The 19,739-nt window shown below is 58.4% G+C and carries 12 protein-coding genes; 5 read left to right on the top strand and 7 right to left on the bottom strand.

Going from position 1 to position 19,739, the window contains the following annotated elements; genetic code table 11:
- Positions 1 to 209: 209 nt before the first annotated feature.
- Entirely contained in the window at positions 210 to 2,495 is a 2,286-nt protein-coding gene (locus QCD60_RS13565) for an EAL domain-containing protein (protein ID WP_279786143.1), read from the top strand.
- A gap of 14 nt (positions 2,496 to 2,509) precedes the next feature.
- Here the strand turns inward: QCD60_RS13565 and QCD60_RS13560 are convergent, their stop codons facing one another.
- A complete protein-coding gene (locus QCD60_RS13560) occupies positions 2,510 to 4,288 on the bottom strand; it encodes a methyl-accepting chemotaxis protein (protein ID WP_279786141.1) in 1,779 nt (592 codons plus the stop codon).
- 343 nt (positions 4,289 to 4,631) lie between these two features.
- Here QCD60_RS13560 and QCD60_RS13555 point away from each other — a divergent pair, with 343 nt between their 5' ends.
- Positions 4,632 to 6,374 carry a monovalent cation:proton antiporter-2 (CPA2) family protein gene (locus QCD60_RS13555; RefSeq protein ID WP_279786139.1) on the top strand — a complete coding sequence of 581 codons (1,743 nt, stop codon included), beginning with the start codon at positions 4,632 to 4,634 and terminating at the stop codon, positions 6,372 to 6,374.
- Between the two features lie 52 nt (positions 6,375 to 6,426).
- On the opposite strand, the gene QCD60_RS13550 is transcribed toward QCD60_RS13555, so the two are convergent.
- From QCD60_RS13550 to QCD60_RS13530, 5 genes are all read right to left on the bottom strand, one after another.
- The gene (locus tag QCD60_RS13550) at positions 6,427 to 8,322 is read right to left on the bottom strand and encodes a methyl-accepting chemotaxis protein (RefSeq protein WP_279786137.1); all 1,896 of its coding nucleotides are present in this window, start codon (positions 8,320 to 8,322) and stop codon (positions 6,427 to 6,429) included.
- Between the two features lie 197 nt (positions 8,323 to 8,519).
- Positions 8,520 to 9,026: a dihydrofolate reductase gene (locus QCD60_RS13545; protein WP_279786135.1), complete on the bottom strand. Its 507-nt coding sequence runs from the start codon at positions 9,024 to 9,026 to the stop codon at positions 8,520 to 8,522.
- A gap of 48 nt (positions 9,027 to 9,074) precedes the next feature.
- Positions 9,075 to 9,926 carry a thymidylate synthase gene (locus QCD60_RS13540; RefSeq protein WP_279786133.1) on the bottom strand — a complete coding sequence of 284 codons (852 nt, stop codon included), beginning with the start codon at positions 9,924 to 9,926 and terminating at the stop codon, positions 9,075 to 9,077.
- Between the two features lie 53 nt (positions 9,927 to 9,979).
- The gene (gene lgt, locus QCD60_RS13535) at positions 9,980 to 10,765 is read right to left on the bottom strand and encodes a prolipoprotein diacylglyceryl transferase (protein WP_279786130.1); all 786 of its coding nucleotides are present in this window, start codon (positions 10,763 to 10,765) and stop codon (positions 9,980 to 9,982) included.
- Between the two features lie 68 nt (positions 10,766 to 10,833).
- A complete protein-coding gene (locus tag QCD60_RS13530; protein WP_279786128.1) occupies positions 10,834 to 11,619 on the bottom strand; it encodes a sulfite exporter TauE/SafE family protein in 786 nt (261 codons plus the stop codon).
- 90 nt (positions 11,620 to 11,709) lie between these two features.
- Here QCD60_RS13530 and QCD60_RS13525 point away from each other — a divergent pair, with 90 nt between their 5' ends.
- From QCD60_RS13525 to QCD60_RS13515, 3 genes are all read left to right on the top strand, one after another.
- Positions 11,710 to 12,516 carry an NRDE family protein gene (locus QCD60_RS13525; protein WP_279786126.1) on the top strand — a complete coding sequence of 269 codons (807 nt, stop codon included), beginning with the start codon at positions 11,710 to 11,712 and terminating at the stop codon, positions 12,514 to 12,516.
- Positions 12,517 to 12,685: 169 nt separating this feature from the next.
- Positions 12,686 to 15,046, top strand: coding sequence for an ATP-binding protein (locus QCD60_RS13520; RefSeq protein ID WP_279786124.1), 2,361 nt, complete (start codon positions 12,686 to 12,688; stop codon positions 15,044 to 15,046).
- Positions 15,047 to 15,158: 112 nt separating this feature from the next.
- Complete coding sequence (locus tag QCD60_RS13515; RefSeq protein WP_279786122.1) at positions 15,159 to 17,342, top strand: DUF3365 domain-containing protein; 2,184 nt, start codon at positions 15,159 to 15,161, stop codon at positions 17,340 to 17,342.
- A gap of 58 nt (positions 17,343 to 17,400) precedes the next feature.
- Here QCD60_RS13515 and ptsP read toward each other — a convergent pair whose 3' ends face one another.
- Positions 17,401 to 19,698: a phosphoenolpyruvate--protein phosphotransferase gene (gene ptsP, locus QCD60_RS13510; RefSeq protein WP_279786120.1), complete on the bottom strand. Its 2,298-nt coding sequence runs from the start codon at positions 19,696 to 19,698 to the stop codon at positions 17,401 to 17,403.
- Between the last annotated feature and the right edge of the window lie 41 nt (positions 19,699 to 19,739).

The following is a 19,739-nucleotide window of genomic DNA, read 5'->3' as shown; positions in this document are numbered from 1 at the left end:
TTGCATCAGTAGCTTCACCCACAACGGCGCCTCGGCGCCGTTGTTATTTTTGTAACGCGTTCTGTACTGAATGGCTGGCAATCGTCATTCAGTACCCACTTACTGTTCTTATAACGACAGCTTTGTCACTATCTCGTAAACCGGCTTGCACAGTGCGCCAGCCTGAGCCATACCTGTAAGGTGCTGCACTGTCTGAGAGTCCTTTACTAATGCCTAAGGCATCCCCTCCCTATCGTTCCGCCCTGACCATCGCCATCAGCTATGCGCTACTCAGTACCCTGTGGATCTTGTTTTCTGACACTCTGGTGCAGCAGTGGAGCAGCGATACCGAAGTCGTCATGACACTGCAGCGCTACAAGGGGCTGCTGTTTGTACTGATCTCGGCACTGTATTTGTTTTACCTCAGCCTGCGCTTTCTGCAGGATCTCGATCACAGCCGCAAGCGCCTCGGCAGTTACGCCATCAAACTGGATAATCTGCTGCAGCGCTTGCCCGAGGGTCTGTTTGAAGTCAGTAGCGAGGGGAAGGTGCTGCTGCATAACCGCCACCTCAGCACCTTGCTGGCACTGGGCGAAGAGGATCTGCATGGTCACAGCATCTGGCCACTGCTGCCTGAATGCGACGCCACCGACTATCTGCGTGATAAAGTCAGCCATCTGCTGAGTGGCGCCCCCACCTTACCCCGGCCTGTGCTGCTGCCGATGCCTGACCAGCGTATTCTGGAACTGACCTGGGGGCCACTGCAGGATGCCAGTCAGCAGCTCAGTGGCTGGTTTGGTGTGATCGTCGATATCAGCGCCAGAGTGCGCCAGCAGGATCAACTGACTCTGCATGCCAGCGTTTTTGACAATGCCAGCGAAGGGCACCTGATCTGTACCGAAGAGGGCCGGATTCTGGCCGCCAACAGCGCCTGCCAGACCCTGCTGGAAGCTGAAGAGCCCTTACTTGGTCAGGCGGTTTCCCCTCTGATTGCTGCCAGCTGGCCTTCGTTCTCAGCACTGTTAAAGGAAGTAGGCGGTGTCGGCGAATGGCAGGGCGAATGTGAACTGGAGCCACTCAATCATCAGCGTCTGCCGGTCAATCTGCGCCTGCGCCAGATCGAACTGAGCCAGATCAGTGGCTACTGCTATCTGCTGACCTTCAGCGACCTGCGCACACTCAAGCAGTCAGAGCAACGCATCAGCCGGCTGACCCAGTACGACCCCCTGACGGGCCTGCCCAATCGCCAGCAGCTGGAACAGTTCATGGCTACCTATCTGCGGGCGGAAACCGGTACCTGCTGTACTCTGTGTTATCTGGATATCGATCGCTATCGCCAGCTGCGTGACAACCTTGGCCCACAGGCCGGCAACCAGCTGGTACGGATCATGGCACGCCGCCTCTCCAACGCGCTCAGCGATGACGACCTGCTGTTTCGCTACGGTGATGATGACTTTATCGTGCTGCTGCGGTTTGTCGGTGACAGCGAGGAGCAGGTGATCAAGCGCGCAGAAGCCTTGCGCCTGTGCAGCCTGCACCCCATTTCCCTGCAGGGTATGGACGTCCATCTCAGCCTGAGTCAGGGCCTGAGCCGTTTTCCACAGGATGGCGACAGCCTCGACAGCCTGCTGCAGAAAGCCATGCTGGCGCAGTCGCAGGTCCGGGTGGAAGGAGGCAACGGCTACTATCTGTACAACCTCAGCCGCAGTCATGAGGCCATGACGCCGATCCGGCTGGAAAACGATCTGCGCCAGAGTATCGGCACCGATGAACTCTATCCGGTATTCCAGCCGCAGGTGGATTTGTGCACAGGCGCGGTGACCGGTATGGAGCTGCTGGCACGCTGGCGCCATCCACAGGATGGTCCGGTTCCCCCGCTGCGCTTCATTCCGCTGGCGGAGGAAAGCGAGCTGATCGACCAGATCAGCATCCATCTGCTACGCAAGGCCATTGAATACTGGCCCGCCTGGCAGGCCATCAGCCCGACCCCTATGACCCTCAGTTTCAATCTGGCACCCGCATTGCTGCTGCGCGATGCCTTTCTGCACTTTCTCAATGAGGAACAGGAAAACGGCCGCATCAGTCCGCAGTGGCTGCGTTTTGAGATCACCGAGAATCGCTTTATCGACGACAGTGCGGTACTTGCCCGCCTGTATCACCTTAACCGGCAGGGCTACGCCATCATCATGGATGATTTCGGCACCGGCTACTCGTCGCTTGGCCGTCTGAAAGACCTGCCACTGCAGGCGCTGAAGATAGATCGCACCTTCGTGCATGATGCCCTGCAGAGCACTAACGATCAGGCCATCATCATTTCCACCCTGTCGCTGGCCACCCATCTGGGCCTCGACGTGATCGCTGAAGGGGTGGAAACCACCGAGCAGGCGCAGTGGCTGCGTCAGCAGGGCTGCCCCAAAGCACAGGGCTACCTGTTCTCCGCACCGCTACCGGCGGACCAGCTGGGCAGTTATCTGCAGCAGCAACTGCGTCTCGACCCGAGCTGTGCGCCAGAGTAGCGGCGTAAAACCCCTCAGCTCGCCAGAATCTCACTGCCCATGCCGAAGATCATCGCCCCCCAATGGCGATTGTTGACGTAGATGGGCAGCGACAGGTCATTCATCACTTCCCCGGTGTCACGGATAAACGTCTGCAGCAGGAAGGGCTGGGTATTGCCTGCCCGTCGCCGCTCTTCCTCACTGCCATTGAAGATGCGCTGATGACGGCTCTTGAGGTTGTCCTGCTGGGCATCGCCTGTCAGCGGTTGCGACACATGGGCATGATGCGCAGGGGCATAGCCCTTACTGTCGACGGCAATGCTATAGATAAAGCCGGGATGCGCCTTGAGATAAGCGTCATACAGAGGGGGCAGCACGCTGGCAAGCTGGTCGCTGTAGCGGGTGCGATACTTGCGGGGCTCGCTCTGATTGATGGCCTGATATTGCTGATCAAACAACTCCACTCCCTGACTGGCCAGCTGTTGCAGCTGTGCCTGTACCTGATCGCGGAAATGACGGGACTCCTGTAGCACCTTCTCGAAGCCGCCGCGGCCGATCTGATAGCGGGACAGATATTGCTGAGTTTCCTCGGTCGTTCCGGTGAGCTGCTGGGTAAAGCCTCTGGCCTGCTGCATGGCGTCCGAGGTGTGATCAGCCAGACTCTGAATCTCCGTCACCCGCTGGAACAGCACCTCGTTGACCGCTGAGACAGATTCCACCGCCTGATTGATCTCGATGATTTCCTGATGGGTACGGCGAAAATCCTCCTGCATCACCGCAAAGTCGTCACAGGTATGCACCACCACACCGCGTGCACTGCCAATTCGGCGCTGAATGTCATCACACTCCTCCCGGGTGTGTTCCACCAGCTCGCCCATGTGCGTGATATAGCCATGAATATCCTGCGTCGCCTTGCCTACCTGCTGTGACAGGCTGCGGACCTCATCGGCCACCACGGCAAAACCACGCCCATGCTCACCAGCCCGTGCTGCCTCAATGGCCGCATTCAGGGCCAGCAGATTGGTCTGGTCAGCAAACTCATTGACCATGGCCAGAATGCGCTTGATCTGTTCGGAGTTGTCCTGCAACTGCAGGACCGTCTGCTGGAAACGGTCGATCAGACTATGGGCCTGCTCGATCTCGGCACTGGTGCGGGACAGTTCACTGGCTGCTACGCCGACCTTACTGATGGTCTCGGTGGTCTTGCTGGAAATACTGCCGGTGTGCACGGCGATCTCCTGCACCGCCCGGGTCGACTTCTCGCTTTCCTGATAGAGCACGCCCGCCGCGTGCTGCAGGCTGGCCATCGCCTCGCCACTGCTCAGCACCACCTTGCGCACCCGGGTTGCCTCCTGCGACAGGGTGACACTGCGGCTGCGCACCTTGTCGATGACTTCCTTGAGGTTGTCGGAGAAATGGTTGTAACGCTCAGCCATCAGGCTGATTTCGTCGTAGGTGAACGATGGCAGGCTGGCCGATATATCTCCGTTCTTCTCCTCAATGGCCGACAGCACATCAATCATGTGCTGGATGGGATGCAGAAACAGATGACGCATGTACAGGCCAATGCCGACACAAACCAGCAGATTGAGCCCGATCAGGGCGCCAAAGCGCTGATCCTGCCAGGTTCTGATCAGCTGTTGCTGCTCGCTGCTGATGCCTTGCAGATCAAGGCTGCCCCACAGCAGCCAGTACGCCAGTGGCAGGCTGGTGACCAGAAAGATGAAACCAAGATTCCCGACCAGTTTGCGGGTAAGGGTGAAGAACAGCGCTTTTTCTACGGTCTTATAGATATGTGTCAACGTCTGGATCACAGATCTACCCCCTGTCAGCAGGCATGACCTGCCGGTATCGGCGGCCCTGGCACACCAGGCAACCTGTCCCGGACAGCTTGTTATTGGTTGTTATCGGGCCTAAGCATAGCCTGCTTTTACACAAAGTGTGTTGATCCAGCACGGGTACTTTAGTCCAACAAAAGCAAGCTGTTGGCCAACGACTTGCCACCCTTGAGGACGCATAAGCCAGTCTGGTTTTTAGCCATCTTTTATAGCGACACATTGTCTGCACAATTGTGGCTTCTGCGCGGCGGGCAAATAGGCTAGCCTTGCAGCCGTCAATGGACCCTGCTGTTATCGGCTTAACGACGGATCACGATATATGGATCATTTTCTCCTCAGTACCATCATCTTTCTGCTGGCCGCGGTACTGATCGTACCTTTGGCCAAACATAACGGCCTGGGAGCCGTGCTGGGTTATCTCGGTGCGGGCCTGCTGATCGGCCCCAACAGCCTTGGGCTGATCAGTGAAGTGGAAGCCATCCTGCACTTCTCTGAACTGGGCGTGGTGTTACTGCTGTTCCTGATCGGTCTGGAGCTGAAGCCTCGCCGCCTGTGGGTGATGCGCAAGGCAGTATTCGGTCTGGGTCTGGCGCAGGTATTGCTGTCAGGGGCGTTACTGGGTGGCGTTGCGCTGTTGTTCGGCCTGACCTGGAAGACCGCGCTGATCGCCGGTTTTGGTCTGGCACTGTCATCCACCGCCTTTGCACTGCAGCTGATGTCCGAACGCGGCGACCTGTCGAGCCAGTATGGCCGTGGCGCGTTCGCCATCCTGCTGTTTCAGGATCTCGCTGTTGTCCCCCTGCTCGCTCTGGTCGCGGCCCTGGCGGACTCCAAGGTACATGACTCCAATGCCCTGCTGAATCTGGCCAAAGGGCTGGGCATGATCATTGCTGTCATTGTGATCGGTCGCTTCGCCGTCAAGCCTGCCTTCCATCTGGTCGCCAGAGCTCACAGCCGCGAGCTGTTTACCGCTGCTGCGCTGCTGGTGGTCATGGGTACCGCCTGGCTGATGGAACAGGTGGGGCTGTCGATGGCGCTGGGCGCGTTTCTGGCCGGTATGCTGCTGTCGGATTCGGAGTTCCGCCATCAGCTGGAAGCCGACATCGAACCCTTCCGCGGCCTGCTGCTGGGGCTGTTCTTTATGGCGGTGGGTATGCAGATGGACCTGCATCTGCTGCTGGAACACATCGGCACTATTCTCGCCGCCGTGGTGCTGTTAATGCTGATCAAGACCGGGCTGATCTATGCCATGGCGCGGGGCTTTGGCAATAACAATGCCGACAGCCTGCGCATGGGCGTGACCCTGTCACAAGGCGGCGAGTTCGCCTTTGTGCTGTTCAGTACAGCGGCCCAGTCCAAACTGATGAGCACCGAGCTGACCGGCATCATGACGCTGGTGGTCAGCATTTCCATGGCCTTTACACCGCTCGTGGTGAAGGTGGCCGACAGCTACCTTGGCCGTCAGCAAAAACGTCAGAGTGCTGACGATGATACCCAGGCCCTGGAACATGAGACCTTTCCTGAACACAACCCGGAAGTACTGATCATCGGCTTTGGTCGTATCGGTCTGACCATCGCCCGTGTGCTGCAGGCGCGCAATATTGCCTTCACCGCCATTGACGCCAACCCGGCGCACATCCGGTTTGCCCGGCGTCTGGGTTACGAGGTGTATTACGGTGATGCCCTGCGCAATGACGTGCTGGAGGCGGCGGGTGCCGAAAAGGCTAAGCTGATCATCCTGGCAATCAATAACCCGGACATTTCCGAGAAGGCGGCACTGCAGATACGTGAACACTTCCCCCGGGCCAAACTGTTTGCCCGTGCCCGCAACAGTGAGAATGCCCTGCATCTGCTGGAGCTGGATCTCGATCACGTGTTTCTGGAAACCTATGACACCAGTCTGGGCGTGAGTCTGGAGGCGCTGCAGGCACTGGGTGTACCGGCAGACAAGGCGCGGCAATGGATTCTCGAATTCCGCGAAACCGATCTGGCCCAGCTGGAAGCCAAACGCCTTAGCAAAGCCACATCACCGCAGGCGGAAAGCTGGCAGCACGAACACTGAGCGCTGCCTGCAGACCTCACCGGCCCGGTTTATCCGGCCGGTGAGCACGTGCTTACAAACGGAAGCGCCCCACTTCCTGCTCCACCTCACGGGCCAGCTGATGCAGCACCCTGGCCTGTGCCGCTGCCTGCTCACTTTCTTCCGCCATGTCGCTGGCCACACCGCGGATGGCTTCGGTATTGCGATTAATTTCATTGGTGACGGAGGTTTGCTCCTCCGCTGCCGACGCAATCTGGGTGGCCATGTCGGCAATACTGGAGATAGCTGCAGTGATCTGCCCCAGGCTCTGATGCGCCGCATCGGCATCACCCACGCTGGTACGGGCCAGTCGATGTCCACGCTCCATGATCGTCACCGCCCGGGCAGTGGTCTGCTGCAGGGTCTCGATCATGGTTTGGATCTCCGCGGTGGAGGCATGGGTTCGCTGCGATAGCACGCGCACTTCATCGGCCACCACAGCAAAGCCCCGGCCCTGCTCACCGGCACGGGCCGCTTCAATGGCCGCATTCAGCGCCAGCAGATTGGTCTGCTCGGCAATACCACTGATAGTCGCCAGAATGCCGCTGATCTGCTGCGCGTGCTGGTTCAGTTCGGCAATGGTGCTGGTGGCCTGCTCCACTTCATCCGCCAGACTGCGAATTGAGCCCTGGCTTTTTTCCACCTGCACCCGGCCTTCATGACTGAGGCTGACCGAGTCCTGCGCCGCAGAGGCAGTGCGCTCGGCATTGCCGGCGATTTCCTGAGTCGCCATGGCCATCTCGGTAACCGCCGTGGCTACCATATGAATTTCATCCTGCTGCAGCTGCACCCGCTGGCTGCGGTTGTGGGCAGCACCGGCGACCCCATCGGCTTCGCCGGTCAGCTGCACCGAGGTGCCATGCAGACGGCTGATAATGCCCTGCATCCGTTCGACAAAGCGGTTGAACCCACCGGCCAGACGGCCAATCTCATCCTTGCTGCTGACCTGAATGCGTACGGTCAGATCACCTTCGCCTTCGGCAATATCTTCCAGTGCGACCGCGACACGCTCCAGATTACGGAACAGCACCTTAAACAGATAGATCAGCGCCAGCGTAAACAGCGCCAGCAGCACCACGGCAATCCCGATCTGGGTGATCAGCAGGTCATAAATCGGTGCCATCAGGGTGGCTTTGTCCATCACGAAAATCAGCGCCCAGTTGGTCTGCGGAATCGCCTGGGCGTAGACGAAGCGCTCCCGCTCATCCAGCGATGTTTCAAACAGGCGGTTATCACTGATCAGTTGCGGCAGGTGATTACTGTCAAACAGCGGGCTCAGCTCACCGGCGGACCTGGTCTGCAGATCAGTGTGCGGATGGGTAATGATCTGGTCGCTGCGATCCACCAGAATGGCGTAGCCTTTGCCCGGCACATCCAGCGCGTTGGTACGTTTGGTCAGCTGATCCAGCGTCAGGTTGGCGCCCACTGCGCCGATCACCGCACCATTGGCTTTGACCGGCTCCGCCAGTGTCACCACCAGCTGTTTGAGGGTGGCGCTGATGTATGGCGCGGTGACGATGGCACGGTTCTCTTTCAGCGCCTGCTGATACCAGTCTCGCTTGCGCGGATCATAGCTGGCGTTGTTCTTATCCAGTGCCGGATCCTGGCGGAACATTTGTCCTTGTTCATTGCCGTAGTACGTCAGGGCAAACCCTGCGGCATTGTGGGTCTGCAGGATGGCCGCGTAGGGGCTGTCCTGCGGATGGTCTTCAATCTGCTGACTGAGGGCTGTCATGGCCTGCTGACGGTCATGCAGCCATTGACCCACGCCCTCTCCGTAGGCACCGGCGAAATGCTGAGCATCTTTCAGCAGCTGGTTCAGCATCTGCTGGCGCATGGTGATATTGGTTTCCCATACCAGCGCCAGCACGATTACGCACACGGCAACAATACTGACGCCCAGCAGACGGGCACGCAGTGACAGATTCATACGACATCCTCTTGGGGTATTCCCAGTGCAGCAACGACGAACAGAATACGGGAACGGCTAATGCCAGCACCGACCGACAGTCAGGCAGTTCGCCTGCGCTATGTCGGCAGCCTGTGCAGGAAGCTTAGTACAAGATCGGCAGAGTAAGCGTCTGCCTGCTCTGCCAGAAGGGAGAAATGCGTTTTAGCGGACGGGACTTATTCCTGGCGATCCAGCACCAGAAAGCTGTAGGCATGGGGGTTACGTTCGGTAGGAGGATGATCGATGCGCCCCTGCTCCTGCCAGTCGGCATCATTCAGCACGGGGAAACAGGCATCGCCCTCGATATCCGCCCACACCCGGGTCAGATACAGCCGCTGGCAGTATGGCAGCGCCTCGCTGTAAAGCTGCGCACCACCGATGATCATGCACTCTTCACTGCCACTGATCAGGCATTCTGCCTCTGCCAGCGCAATAGCCTGCGGCAGGCTGTGCACGACCTTGACGCCATCATGCTGCCAGTCAGTCTGACGGGTAATAACGATATTGGTGCGCCCGGGTAACGGCCGGCCGATGGAGTCGAAGGTCTTGCGGCCCATCAGGATGGGCTTGCCCATGGTTACCTGCTTGAAGTACTTGAGATCCTCCGGCAGATACCACGGCAGTTTATTGTCGATACCGATGACATTGTTCTGACTGGCGGCGACGATGGCAGCAAGTTTCATGTGCGTAATTCCGGTTACAGGGCAGATCTGAGGCGGTGCAGGCATGACCTACACCGAGAACGGATACTGAATGGGATCGTGACAGCGGTAGCCTTCCACCTCGAAGTCATCCAGCGTCACCCAGGTCTCCAGGTCTTCCAGACTGCGAATCGACGGGTTGATACGCAGCTGCGGTGCCGGGAAAGGTTCCCGCTTGAGCTGCACATCGCGCATTAGCGCCAGCTGATCCTCATAGATATGGGCATTGACGATCTTGTGATAGGCCATCCCGGCCTTATGACCGGTGATCTGCGCCATCAGGGCCAGGAAGGTGAACACCTGCACCTGATTGAAGTTCAGCCCGAGTGGCACATCACAGGAACGCTGATAGGAAGTCAGATGCAGGGTATCGCCCAGCAGCGAGAAGGTATGAGTGTGCATGCACGGCCGCAGGCAACCCATGTGGAACTCGCCGGGGTTATAGAAGGTGATGATTTCGCCACGGTCATCGACACCACGGCTCAGATTGTCCACCACCTTGCGCACCTGATCCAGATGGCCACCGTCAGGTTTGGCCCAGCTGCGTCCCTGCACACCGTAGACCCGGCCCATGTCATCCTCACCGGTACGGTAGGGGTTGTTCAGCCAGGCGCCGTTGTCGTTGGCATTGGCATCCCAGGTTCGGGTCCCCAGTGCCCGGAAATCAGCAGCGCTGCTATAGCCCCGCAGATAGCCCAGCAGTTCGGCAATGGCAGCCTTCCAGTAGCTCTTGCGGGTGGTGATCAGCGGAAACTCATTGGCGCCGACACGGTAGTTGAGGTCAGCGTTGATCACCGTCAGGCAGCGCTTGCCGGTACGCTCATTCTCAACCCATACACCCTCATCAATGATGCGCTGGCAGAGTTGCAGATATTGCTTCATAGATACACCTTGTCTTCGCGCCGCCAGCTGCCTCAGTGACGGCGCCTGCGCCATCAGTGGATGGCGCGTTTGCTCTGATATGCGTAGACAATAAAACCGGCGCCGACAGCCAGCATCGGCAGGCTCAGCAGTTGCCCTTGCGTCAGCCAGCCCCAGGCAATGTAGCCCAGCTGCTCATCCGGCTGACGGAAGAACTCGACGATAATACGGCTGATACCGTAGCCGATCAGGAATAGTCCTGACACCGATCCTGCCGGGCGCGGCTTACGGGAAAACAGCCAGAGTACGGTAAAGAGAATGATGCCTTCCAGTACAAATTCGTACAGCTGGGACGGATGGCGTGGCAGGTTGTCAGCACGGGGAAACACCATGGCCCAGGGCACATCCGTCGGCCGCCCCCACAGCTCGCCACCAATAAAATTGCCAATACGCCCGGCCCCCAGACCAATCGGCACCAGCGGTGCCACAAAGTCACCGAGACTGAGCAGCGACAGACCCAGCTTACGCGACTGCCACAGTGTCACCGCGGTCACCCCGAGCAGGCCACCATGGAAAGACATGCCACCTTCCCAGACGTAGAACAGCCATTTGGGGTCGGCCAGAAAGCGGTCAAAGTTGTAGAACAGTACATAGCCGATGCGCCCGCCCAGCACCACGCCGAGCGCGCCATAAAAGATCAGGTCAGATAACTGCTCCTTGCTGATACCAAAGCGTTCACGGCGTTGCTGGCCCAGTAACCAGGCGGCAGAAAAGCCGACCAGATACATCAGTCCGTACCAGTGAACCTTGAGGGGCCCCAGCTCGATGGCAATGGGGTCAATCTGAGGATAGGTAAGCATAGTTTTTCCGTGGCACCCTTAACATGGCGGCTGGCCAAGAACCCTGGCTGCGGTTACGCACTCGATCATCAAAGCAGGAACCGTATGCCGACAATCACCAACAATAAAGCAAAGGCCCGTTTCAAAATATGACCGGGCAGACGATGCGCCAGTCTGGCGCCCACGCGGGCGAATGGCGTGCTGGTGATCGCGATACCCAGTACCGCCGGCAGGTAGACGTAGCCAAGGCTCCACTGTGGCAGACCGGGCGCATGCCAGCCGGCGACGATGTTAGTCAGCGCGCCGACGATGGCGATCGGCAACCCCAACGCCGCTGAGGTGCCCACAGCCTGCTGCATACTGACATTGCACCAGGTGAGAAACGGTACGGTCAGGGTGCCGCCACCAATACCAAAGATCGCCGATGCCCAGCCAATAACCCCGCCCGCGCCCACCAGCCCGGGCTTGCCGGGCAGTCCACGGCTGGCTTTGGGCTTGAGATTGAGCGCCATTTGCAGAGCCACACAGATGGCAAAGATACCAATCAGCTTTTGCAGCAGGGCCCCCGGCAGCATGACCGCGGTTTTCACTCCCAGTGCCGCGCCGAGCAGAATACCCAGCGTACAGCTGGTAAAAATCGGCCACAGCACCCCGCCCTTCTGATGATGGGCGATGATGGAACTGATCGCAGTGCCGATAATGCACGCCAGCGAGGTCCCCACGGCCAGATGGGTCAGGACATCCACCGGCAGATGCTGGGCACCGAAAGCAAAGATCAGTGCCGGTACGACCACCATGCCACCGCCGATGCCAAACAACCCGGCCAGTACTCCCGCCACCGCTCCCAACAACAGATACAGCAAAAAAATAGACATCAAATTCGCTCACTCGGCATACTGGCCTCCCATCCATTCCTCCGCGTTATGGTGTACGCACGGCATGACGCGGCAGACAAGGAGGCCACCATGTGTTTGCTGGTTCTGGCCTGGCAGCATGATCCTGACTATCCATTGCTGCTGGCCGCCAATCGCGACGAATTCTATCAGCGTCCGACCCGCAGTGGGCGCTGGTGGCCGGAATTTCCTCAATGTTGGGGCGGACAGGACCTGCAGGCAGGCGGGAGCTGGTTCGTCATCAGTCGCGCCGGTTACTGGGCAGCACTGACCAACGTCCGCGAAGGCAGCGGTAAGGCCGATAACCTGCGCAGCCGTGGTGAACTGGTGACTGGCTATCTGCGTCAGCTGCAGATAGGTGCAGAGCATCAGGACACCCCCTCCCCTTACAGTCTGTCTGCCTTCGACTATGCGCTGCAGGTACTGGAACAAGGCCATCACTACGCTGGTTTCAATCTGCTGCTCGGCAGCCCGGATGAAGTGATCTATTGCAGTAACCGTCTGCCCTGGCCAGAGCGCCTGCAACCCGGTGTGTACGCCCTGTCCAACGCCCAGCTGCACAGCCACTGGCCAAAAACACAGCAGGCCCGTCAGGCCATGCAACACTGGCTCACAGCCGGACGCGACCTGCCCTCGTTGCCACGCTTGCTTGGCAGCCGCCAGCAGGCGCCCACTGCAGATTTGCCCGACACGGGTGTCAGCCTGGAGTGGGAACAGCGTCTGTCTTCCTGTTTTATTGCCAGCCCCGGTTACGGTACCCGCTCCAGCCTCGGTCTCAGCCGCGATCAGGACGGGCTGATCAGCGTGCGGGAGTGCAGTTTTTCTCCCGGAGGCTATGCTTTTCAGCAAACCTGTGAAAGCTGGCACGTTCGGGGCTGAAATGGATTTGCCGCTTAGTCGCAAATGTCTTAAAAGACATATTATGACCTGCCGTTATTTCACTCACGTCAGGTAGAAATGTGCTCTGCCACACCCGCCTCCATGTCATCCAGCAGTTTTCTATGGTGGTCAGGCAGATTGTCTGTTGCATGCCTATTGGATCACAGTCATGACTACACCCCGCTCACAGTCCTTCTTCAGTCTGGTGTGGCGCTCCTATCTGCGCAGCGCCCTGCTGCCGATCATTCTGATCGAACTGGCACTGGTGGTAGCCTACTTGCTGACCAATGCCATCATCCGCGACGAGAACATTCAGACCATGCAGCGGCTGGCCAAAGACCAGCTGCAAGGCGTGGCTAATCTGGAGGCAGGGCGCATTTCCGATCAGCTCGACAGCGTGGCACATATGACCCGGCTGCTGCAGCGGCAGACCGAGGTGGCTTACCAGACCCCGTATCAGGCCAGCAGCGACGAGCAGCAGCGCTATTCAGTCACCGACGGTGTACTGCACACCACCCACGATCTGCCGGGGCGGGCCGCACTGTTCTATTCCAACATCAACACCATTGGTCAGACACAGCGTGACAAGGCGCTGCAACTGGGTCAGCTCGACGGGGTGATGCGCGATATGGTCGATGCCCAGCCTCTCGTTACGCAGGCCTACATCAATACCCAGGACTCGATGAATCGCATTTATCCTTATTTCGATGTCATCGACCAGTATCCCCATGACATGAAAATCACCGAGTTCAACTTCTTCTACGATGCCGACATCAAGCACAACCCCGGTAAAGGGCCGGTCTGGACGGATGTTTACATCGATCCGGCCGGACAGGGCTGGATGACCTCCTGCATTGCACCGGTTTACCTGCCCGGCGCTGATCCGGCCAGCGGCCCGGAGGCGGTGGTGGGGCTGGACATCACACTGGCACAGCTGATCACGCAGGTGCTCCATCTGGATGTGCCCTGGCAGGGCTACGGCATTCTGGTGGACAAGAGCGGCACCATCATGGCCCTGCCGCCGGAAGGCGAAGAAGCCTGGGGCCTGAAAGAGCTGACCAATCAGTCGTACGCCGATGCTATCCGGCAGGACACCTTCAAGCCCGATGAGTTCAACCTCAACAAACGCGCCGATACTCAGACACTCAGTCGGGCAATGCAACAGGCCGACAGCGGCATGACCGAACTGAATCTCAACAATGATCTGATGCTGGTCAGCTGGCATACCATTGCCGGCACCAACTGGACGCTGTTGCTGCTGGTCGACGATGACAAAATCTACACCGATGCCATGGCCCTCAACGCCCGCTTCAACCGCATCGGCTATCTGATGATTGGTGCTCTGGTGCTGTTCTATCTGTGTTTCTTTATCTATCTCTACCGGAAAGCATTCACCCTCAGCCAGTCGGTCGCCATGCCCCTGCAGGCACTGTCGGCCACCATGAAACGGATCGGGGAAGGCGACTACTACCAGAATCTGGAACCCTTTGAAGTACGCGAGGCACAGGAAACAGCTACCGGTTTGATTCAAATGGGCAAGGCACTGGGGCAATACACCCAGGCGCTGGAAGAAGCCAAGACCAATCTGGAAAGCCTCAATCAGGAGCTGGAGGCACGGGTGACCTCGCGGACGCAGGAGCTGCAGGATCTCAATCACCAGCTCAATCAGGAAAATACTGCCAAGGCGCAACTGATTGATGAGCTGAAGCAGACACAGGCGCAGCTGGTACAGTCAGAAAAAATGGCCTCCATTGGTCAGCTGGCGGCCGGTGTGGCCCATGAGATCAACAATCCGATGGCTTACATCTCTGCCAATATCGAAGCCATGGGAGATTACGTCGGCGACCTGCTCAGCCTCAATCAGGCCTATGAACGTGCACTGATGCCGACCAGCGACCCGGCCCGTCAGTCACTTGACGAACTCAAGATCCAGCTGGACTACGACTTCCTTATCAATGACCTGCAGGCTCTGGTGGAAGAGTCGCGCGAAGGCACACGACGGGTGAAGAAGATCATTGAAGATCTGCGTGAGTTCTCACACGGCGGCGACACTGACTGGGCCTGGGCCGACCTGCACAAAGGTCTGGAAAGCACCCTCAACATCGCCCACAACGAACTCAAGTACAAAGCCGAAGTCATCCGCGAGTACGGCAATCTGCCTGCCGTGGAGTGCATTCCTTCACAGATCAATCAGGTGCTGCTCAACCTGCTGGTCAATGCCGCCCAGGCCATCGAACAGTTTGGCAAGGTCACCGTGCGTACCGGCCAGAAAGATGATCAGGTCTACATTCAGGTGGAAGACACCGGTAGCGGCATCGATGAGAAGCATATGGGCCAGATCTTCAACCCCTTCTTCACCACCAAGCCGGTTGGCAAGGGCACGGGCTTGGGTCTGGCCATGAGTTACAATATTATGGAAAAACATCACGGGCGCATCGATGTGACCAGTGTCAAGGGCAAGGGAACCTGCTTTACGCTGTGGCTACCTATCAAGCAGCCGGTCAGTCTGGAGGTCGATCACCGCTCCTGATCGACAGTCGCTTGCCTCATCGAGCCCCATACTCATTTTTCGGGCAGCCCCTGATCTACAGTGAACTTTCACGACAGATCAGGGGCTGCCCCTTGCTATCGGGAACCAAGCAGTGACAACCAAGGAGTCAGGGGCACCGTCTGCCAGCCACTTTTCCAGTACCTGGTTCTCGGCCTTTATTGTGGTCCTGATCGTCGCCAGCCTGTCGATCAGCTGGTGGAGTTACGAACAGAACCGCAATCATCTGGAGCAGGAGGCCATTCAGCAGGCCGATGAATACCTGCAACTGATGATGCAGATTCGTGCGTTCTACTCGCGGGAGATTGTTCCCAAAGCGAAAGATGCCGGAATGCGGGTCGGCCATGACTATGCCTTCCACAATGACATGCTGCCGCTGCCCACCTCCTTCACCATGGACTTTGCCCGCAACCTTATGGCCGAAAATACCGGCCTGCGGATTCGTCTGTTCAGCGAGCTGCCTTTCCCGTGGAACAAGTCCGGCGGCCCTCAGGATACCTTCGAGAATGATGCGTTAAGGGCACTGCACTCCAACTCCTTTGAACCGTTCTATCAGTTTGACGACAAGAACGATCAGCTGACCCTGCGCTACGCCCGTGCCGACATTCTCTCCCCCAGCTGCGTGGCCTGCCATAACTCCTATCCCGGCACGCCCAAGCGCGACTGGAAAGCCGGCGATGTGCGCGGTGTGATGAGCGTGACCCGCAATATCAGCACCGGCACAGGGCCCAGCTTCTTCTGGTCACTGACCTTCGTGCAGACCCTGTTCAGCGTGCTGGCGCTGGGGCTGTTGTGGTACAGCATGTCACGGTTACATAAATCCCTGCGCCATGCGGAAGCACTGAACGACAAGACCCTCGACGTCAACAAGCGCCTGCAGAGCGAGATTCAGCAACGCAGCGAAGCCGAACAGGAACTGCGCCTGACCGCCGCCAAGAATCAGGCCATCGTCTACAGCGTGGCCGACAGCCTGATGCTGGTTGACCAGCAATGGCGCATCCAGCAAAGCAACCCGGCTGGCTGCCAACTGTTGCGCAGCAACTGGGAGCAGCTGCGGCAGCAACCGCTGACCCAGTACTTCAATGCCCTCAACACGCCGCCTGACCACTGGCTGCCCACCGGCAACGTTCCCAAGGAACTGCAGGGATTACGCCCTGATGGTTCCAGCTTCCCGGTCATGCTGCAGATCAACAAGGTGGCCAACTCGCAGCCCGCGCTCTACGTGGTGGTCATCCGTGATATCAGTGAACAGAAGACACTGGAAATGACGCTGGCGGAAGCCCGCGATCAGGCACTGGCCTCATCACAGATCAAATCCGAATTCCTGCGCAAGATGGAACAGCTCAATAGCGAGCTGGAGCTGCGCGTCAATGAACGGACCCAGGCGCTGCAGGATGCCAACCTGCAGCTGCAAAGCACTGCCGCGGCGCTGGAAGAAGAACGACGCAGCCAGCAGCAGCTGATTCAGCACTGGCAGCAGGCCCAGGCACAGCTGCTGCAACAGGAAAAACTGGTGGCGCTGGGGCAGGTCACCTCCGGCGTAATCAGCGAAATTCACGCACCGCTGGCCTTTGCCCTGTATCAATTGCAGCAGCTGCAAAGCAATGGTCAGCAGACCATGCAGAAGCTGGACAACATCTATCAGCGTATCAGCGTCGAGCAGCCTGATTCACCGCTACTGCCGGAACTCAGTCAGGTCTGTAATACCGAGATGAATATGCTGGATCAGCATCTGACTACGACGCTGGCAGGTCTCAATCAGGTAGAAAAAACCGTCAAGGAGCTGCAGCATCTGGCCGAAGCAGAACAGGGGGGGCATATCCCCATGGAGATCAATGGCCTGATCACCAGTGTGCTGGAAGTGCTGCGCACCGAGATCAGTGAGCGCATTCTGATTCAGCAGGATTTTGCCGAATTGCCGCCGTATCAGGGCAACGTTCTGCAGCTGAGCCAGCTGATGATCCATCTGCTGATTCAGGCGGAAGAGTCGCTGCAGGGCAACGGCCGGCTGCGCATACGCACACGCCAGGAGGAAGAAGATATCCAGATCGAGCTGGAAGATGCCGAAGGCGATGCAACCCACCAGTGGCAGAGCATGACTGCCGATAGCGGCAGCAATCCGATCCGCAGTCTGATGATCAATGAGCTGGTGCAGCAACTGCAGGCACAGCTGGTCTTTGGCGTATTTGGCCCGCAACAGAAGGGGTTCAGCCTGCGTCTGCGTCTGCCGCTGCAATCCCGCCCGCCCCAGAACGAAACCTCAGCCCCTGAGCAATAAACACGGAAGGCCGCATTAGCGGCCTTCAGAATCACATCAGTCTGTCACAGGATGAGGTTTAGCCCGCCTCAATGTTCCGGCGGTTACCCAGCCGGCCGACGCCAGCATCATACAACAGGGTATAGATAGCCTCCTCCACCGCTTTGGGATCGAGCAGCTGCATGACGTTATCTAGCATGGCGCAGGCTTCGGCATACTTCACCGCGCGGATTGCCGCCTTGACCTTGGGCAGATGGATCGGGCTCATGGACAGCACATCGTAGCCCATGGCCATCAATAGCACGGCACCGCCAGGGTCGCCTGCCATTTCGCCACAGATACTGACCTGCACGCCTTCCTTATGCCCATCCTCAACCACAGAGCGCAGCGCCTGCAGCACCGCCGGATGATAGCAATGGTAAAGTCCGGCAACCCGCGGATTATTGCGATCCACCGCCAGCAGATACTGCGTCAGGTCGTTACTGCCCACCGACAGAAAGTCGACATGACGGGCAATATCCCGCGCCTGATATACCGCGGCAGGCACTTCGATCATCACGCCGAGAGCAGGGCGCGCAATCGGCAGGCCTTCATCACGCAGCTCGTTGAGCGCATCGTTGATCAGGCGTTTGGCTTCGATGACTTCACCGACATAGGACACCATCGGCAGCATGATACGCAGGTTGTCGAGGCCGATACTGGCTTTCAGCATGGCGCGCACCTGCACCTTGAAAATCTCGGGATGATCCAGCGTCACCCGGATACCACGCCAGCCAAGGAAGGGGTTATCTTCCTCAATGGGGAAGTACGGAAGCGCCTTGTCCCCGCCGATATCCAGCGTACGCATCGTCACGGAGCGCGGCGCAAAGGACTCCAGCTGCACCCGGTAACTCTGTACCTGTTCGGCTTCAGTGGGGAAAGATTCGCGAATCATGAAAGGCACTTCGGTACGGTACAGACCGATACCTTCAGCACCCCGCTCCAGCGAGCGGTTAACATCTGCGCCCATGGCAGTATTCACCCACAGGGGAATGCTGCGCCCATCAAGCGTCTCCGCCGGCAGATCGCGGATCGCCTCCAGTCCCACTACCAATTGCCGCTCCTCAGCGATAATCAGCTCGTAGTAATGACGAAGGTCTCTGGATGCATTGACGAAGACCCGCCCCATGTAGCCATCCAGTACCAGATCCTGCCCCTCCAGCTGGGTCATCGGCAGATCGACGGCCCCCATCAGGGTGGGAATCCCCATGGAGCGCGCCAGAATGGCCGCATGGGAGTTGGATGAACCTAATACGGATACCAGCCCCACCAGCGATTCCGGTGGCACTTCCCCCAGCATGGCAGGGGTCACTTCTTCGGCGATCAGAATCGTGTGCGGCGGAAACTGTTTGGGCTCAGCACTGGCTTCTTCCTGCAGGTAGGACAACACCCGGCGGCCGAGGTCACGAATGTCCGTGGCCCGCTCACGCAAGTAAGGGTCATCCATCAGGGAAAACTGGCGAATATGTTCCATCGCCACGGCGCAAAGTGCGCCCTGCGCCCACTGCCCTTCTTCAATCAGGCTGATGACTTCACCGGGCAGGGCATTGTCATCGAGCATACGCAGATAGACGTCGAACAGCGCAGCTTCATCTTTGCGCAGGCGTTTCGACAGCGTCCGGCCTACCGCCCGGATATCACGCCGGACCTGCTTCAGGGCCGCCTGAAAGCGTTCGATTTCCAGTGCAATCCTGTCTTCACTGATCGTCTTCTGCGGCACCGTAGTGAGATCGGCCGGAGGCGCCATCACCACACCCACCCCGATAGCCACACCGGGAGAAGCGGCAATACCGTCGTACTTGCTTTCCGAACCGACGGTTTCCGTCTGATTGGTAGAGGAGTAGATACCAACGGTGGCTTCAGCGTGGGCAATGATGCCCGCCAGCTGGGCCGACATGGTTACCAGAAAGGCTTCATCGCCTTCATCGAACTTGCGTTGCTCACGCTGCTGGACGATCAGCACACCGAGTACCCGGCGCTGATGAATGATGGGTACACCGAGGAAGGACTTGAAGCGTTCTTCACCGGTTTCTTCGAAATAGCGGAATTGGGGATGCTGGGCGGCGTCATCCAGGTTGAGGGGCTCTGCCCGCTGGCCAACCAGACCCACCAGACCTTCATGCAGAGGGATGCTGACCTGTCCGACTGACTTCTGATGCAAGCCCTCGGTGGCCATCAGTACGAAGGCCTGCAGATCCTTGTCAAACAGGTAAACGGAGCAGACATGCGTGCTCATGGCACTGCGGATACGTTTCACAATAAGCACCAGAGCGTCGTCCAGCGTCTCGGCGCTGTCCACCTCCTGCACTATCTTGCGTAACGTCTCCAGTTTAGGCATGATGCCGCTCCCTCAAAGTTGGCCCGGCCAGCAGTGCTGCG

Origin of the sequence: Pokkaliibacter sp. MBI-7, assembly GCF_029846635.1 — a bacterium.
Taxonomy (GTDB): Bacteria; Pseudomonadota; Gammaproteobacteria; order Pseudomonadales; family Balneatricaceae; genus Pokkaliibacter.
This window is presented reverse-complemented; position numbering and strand designations above follow the sequence as displayed.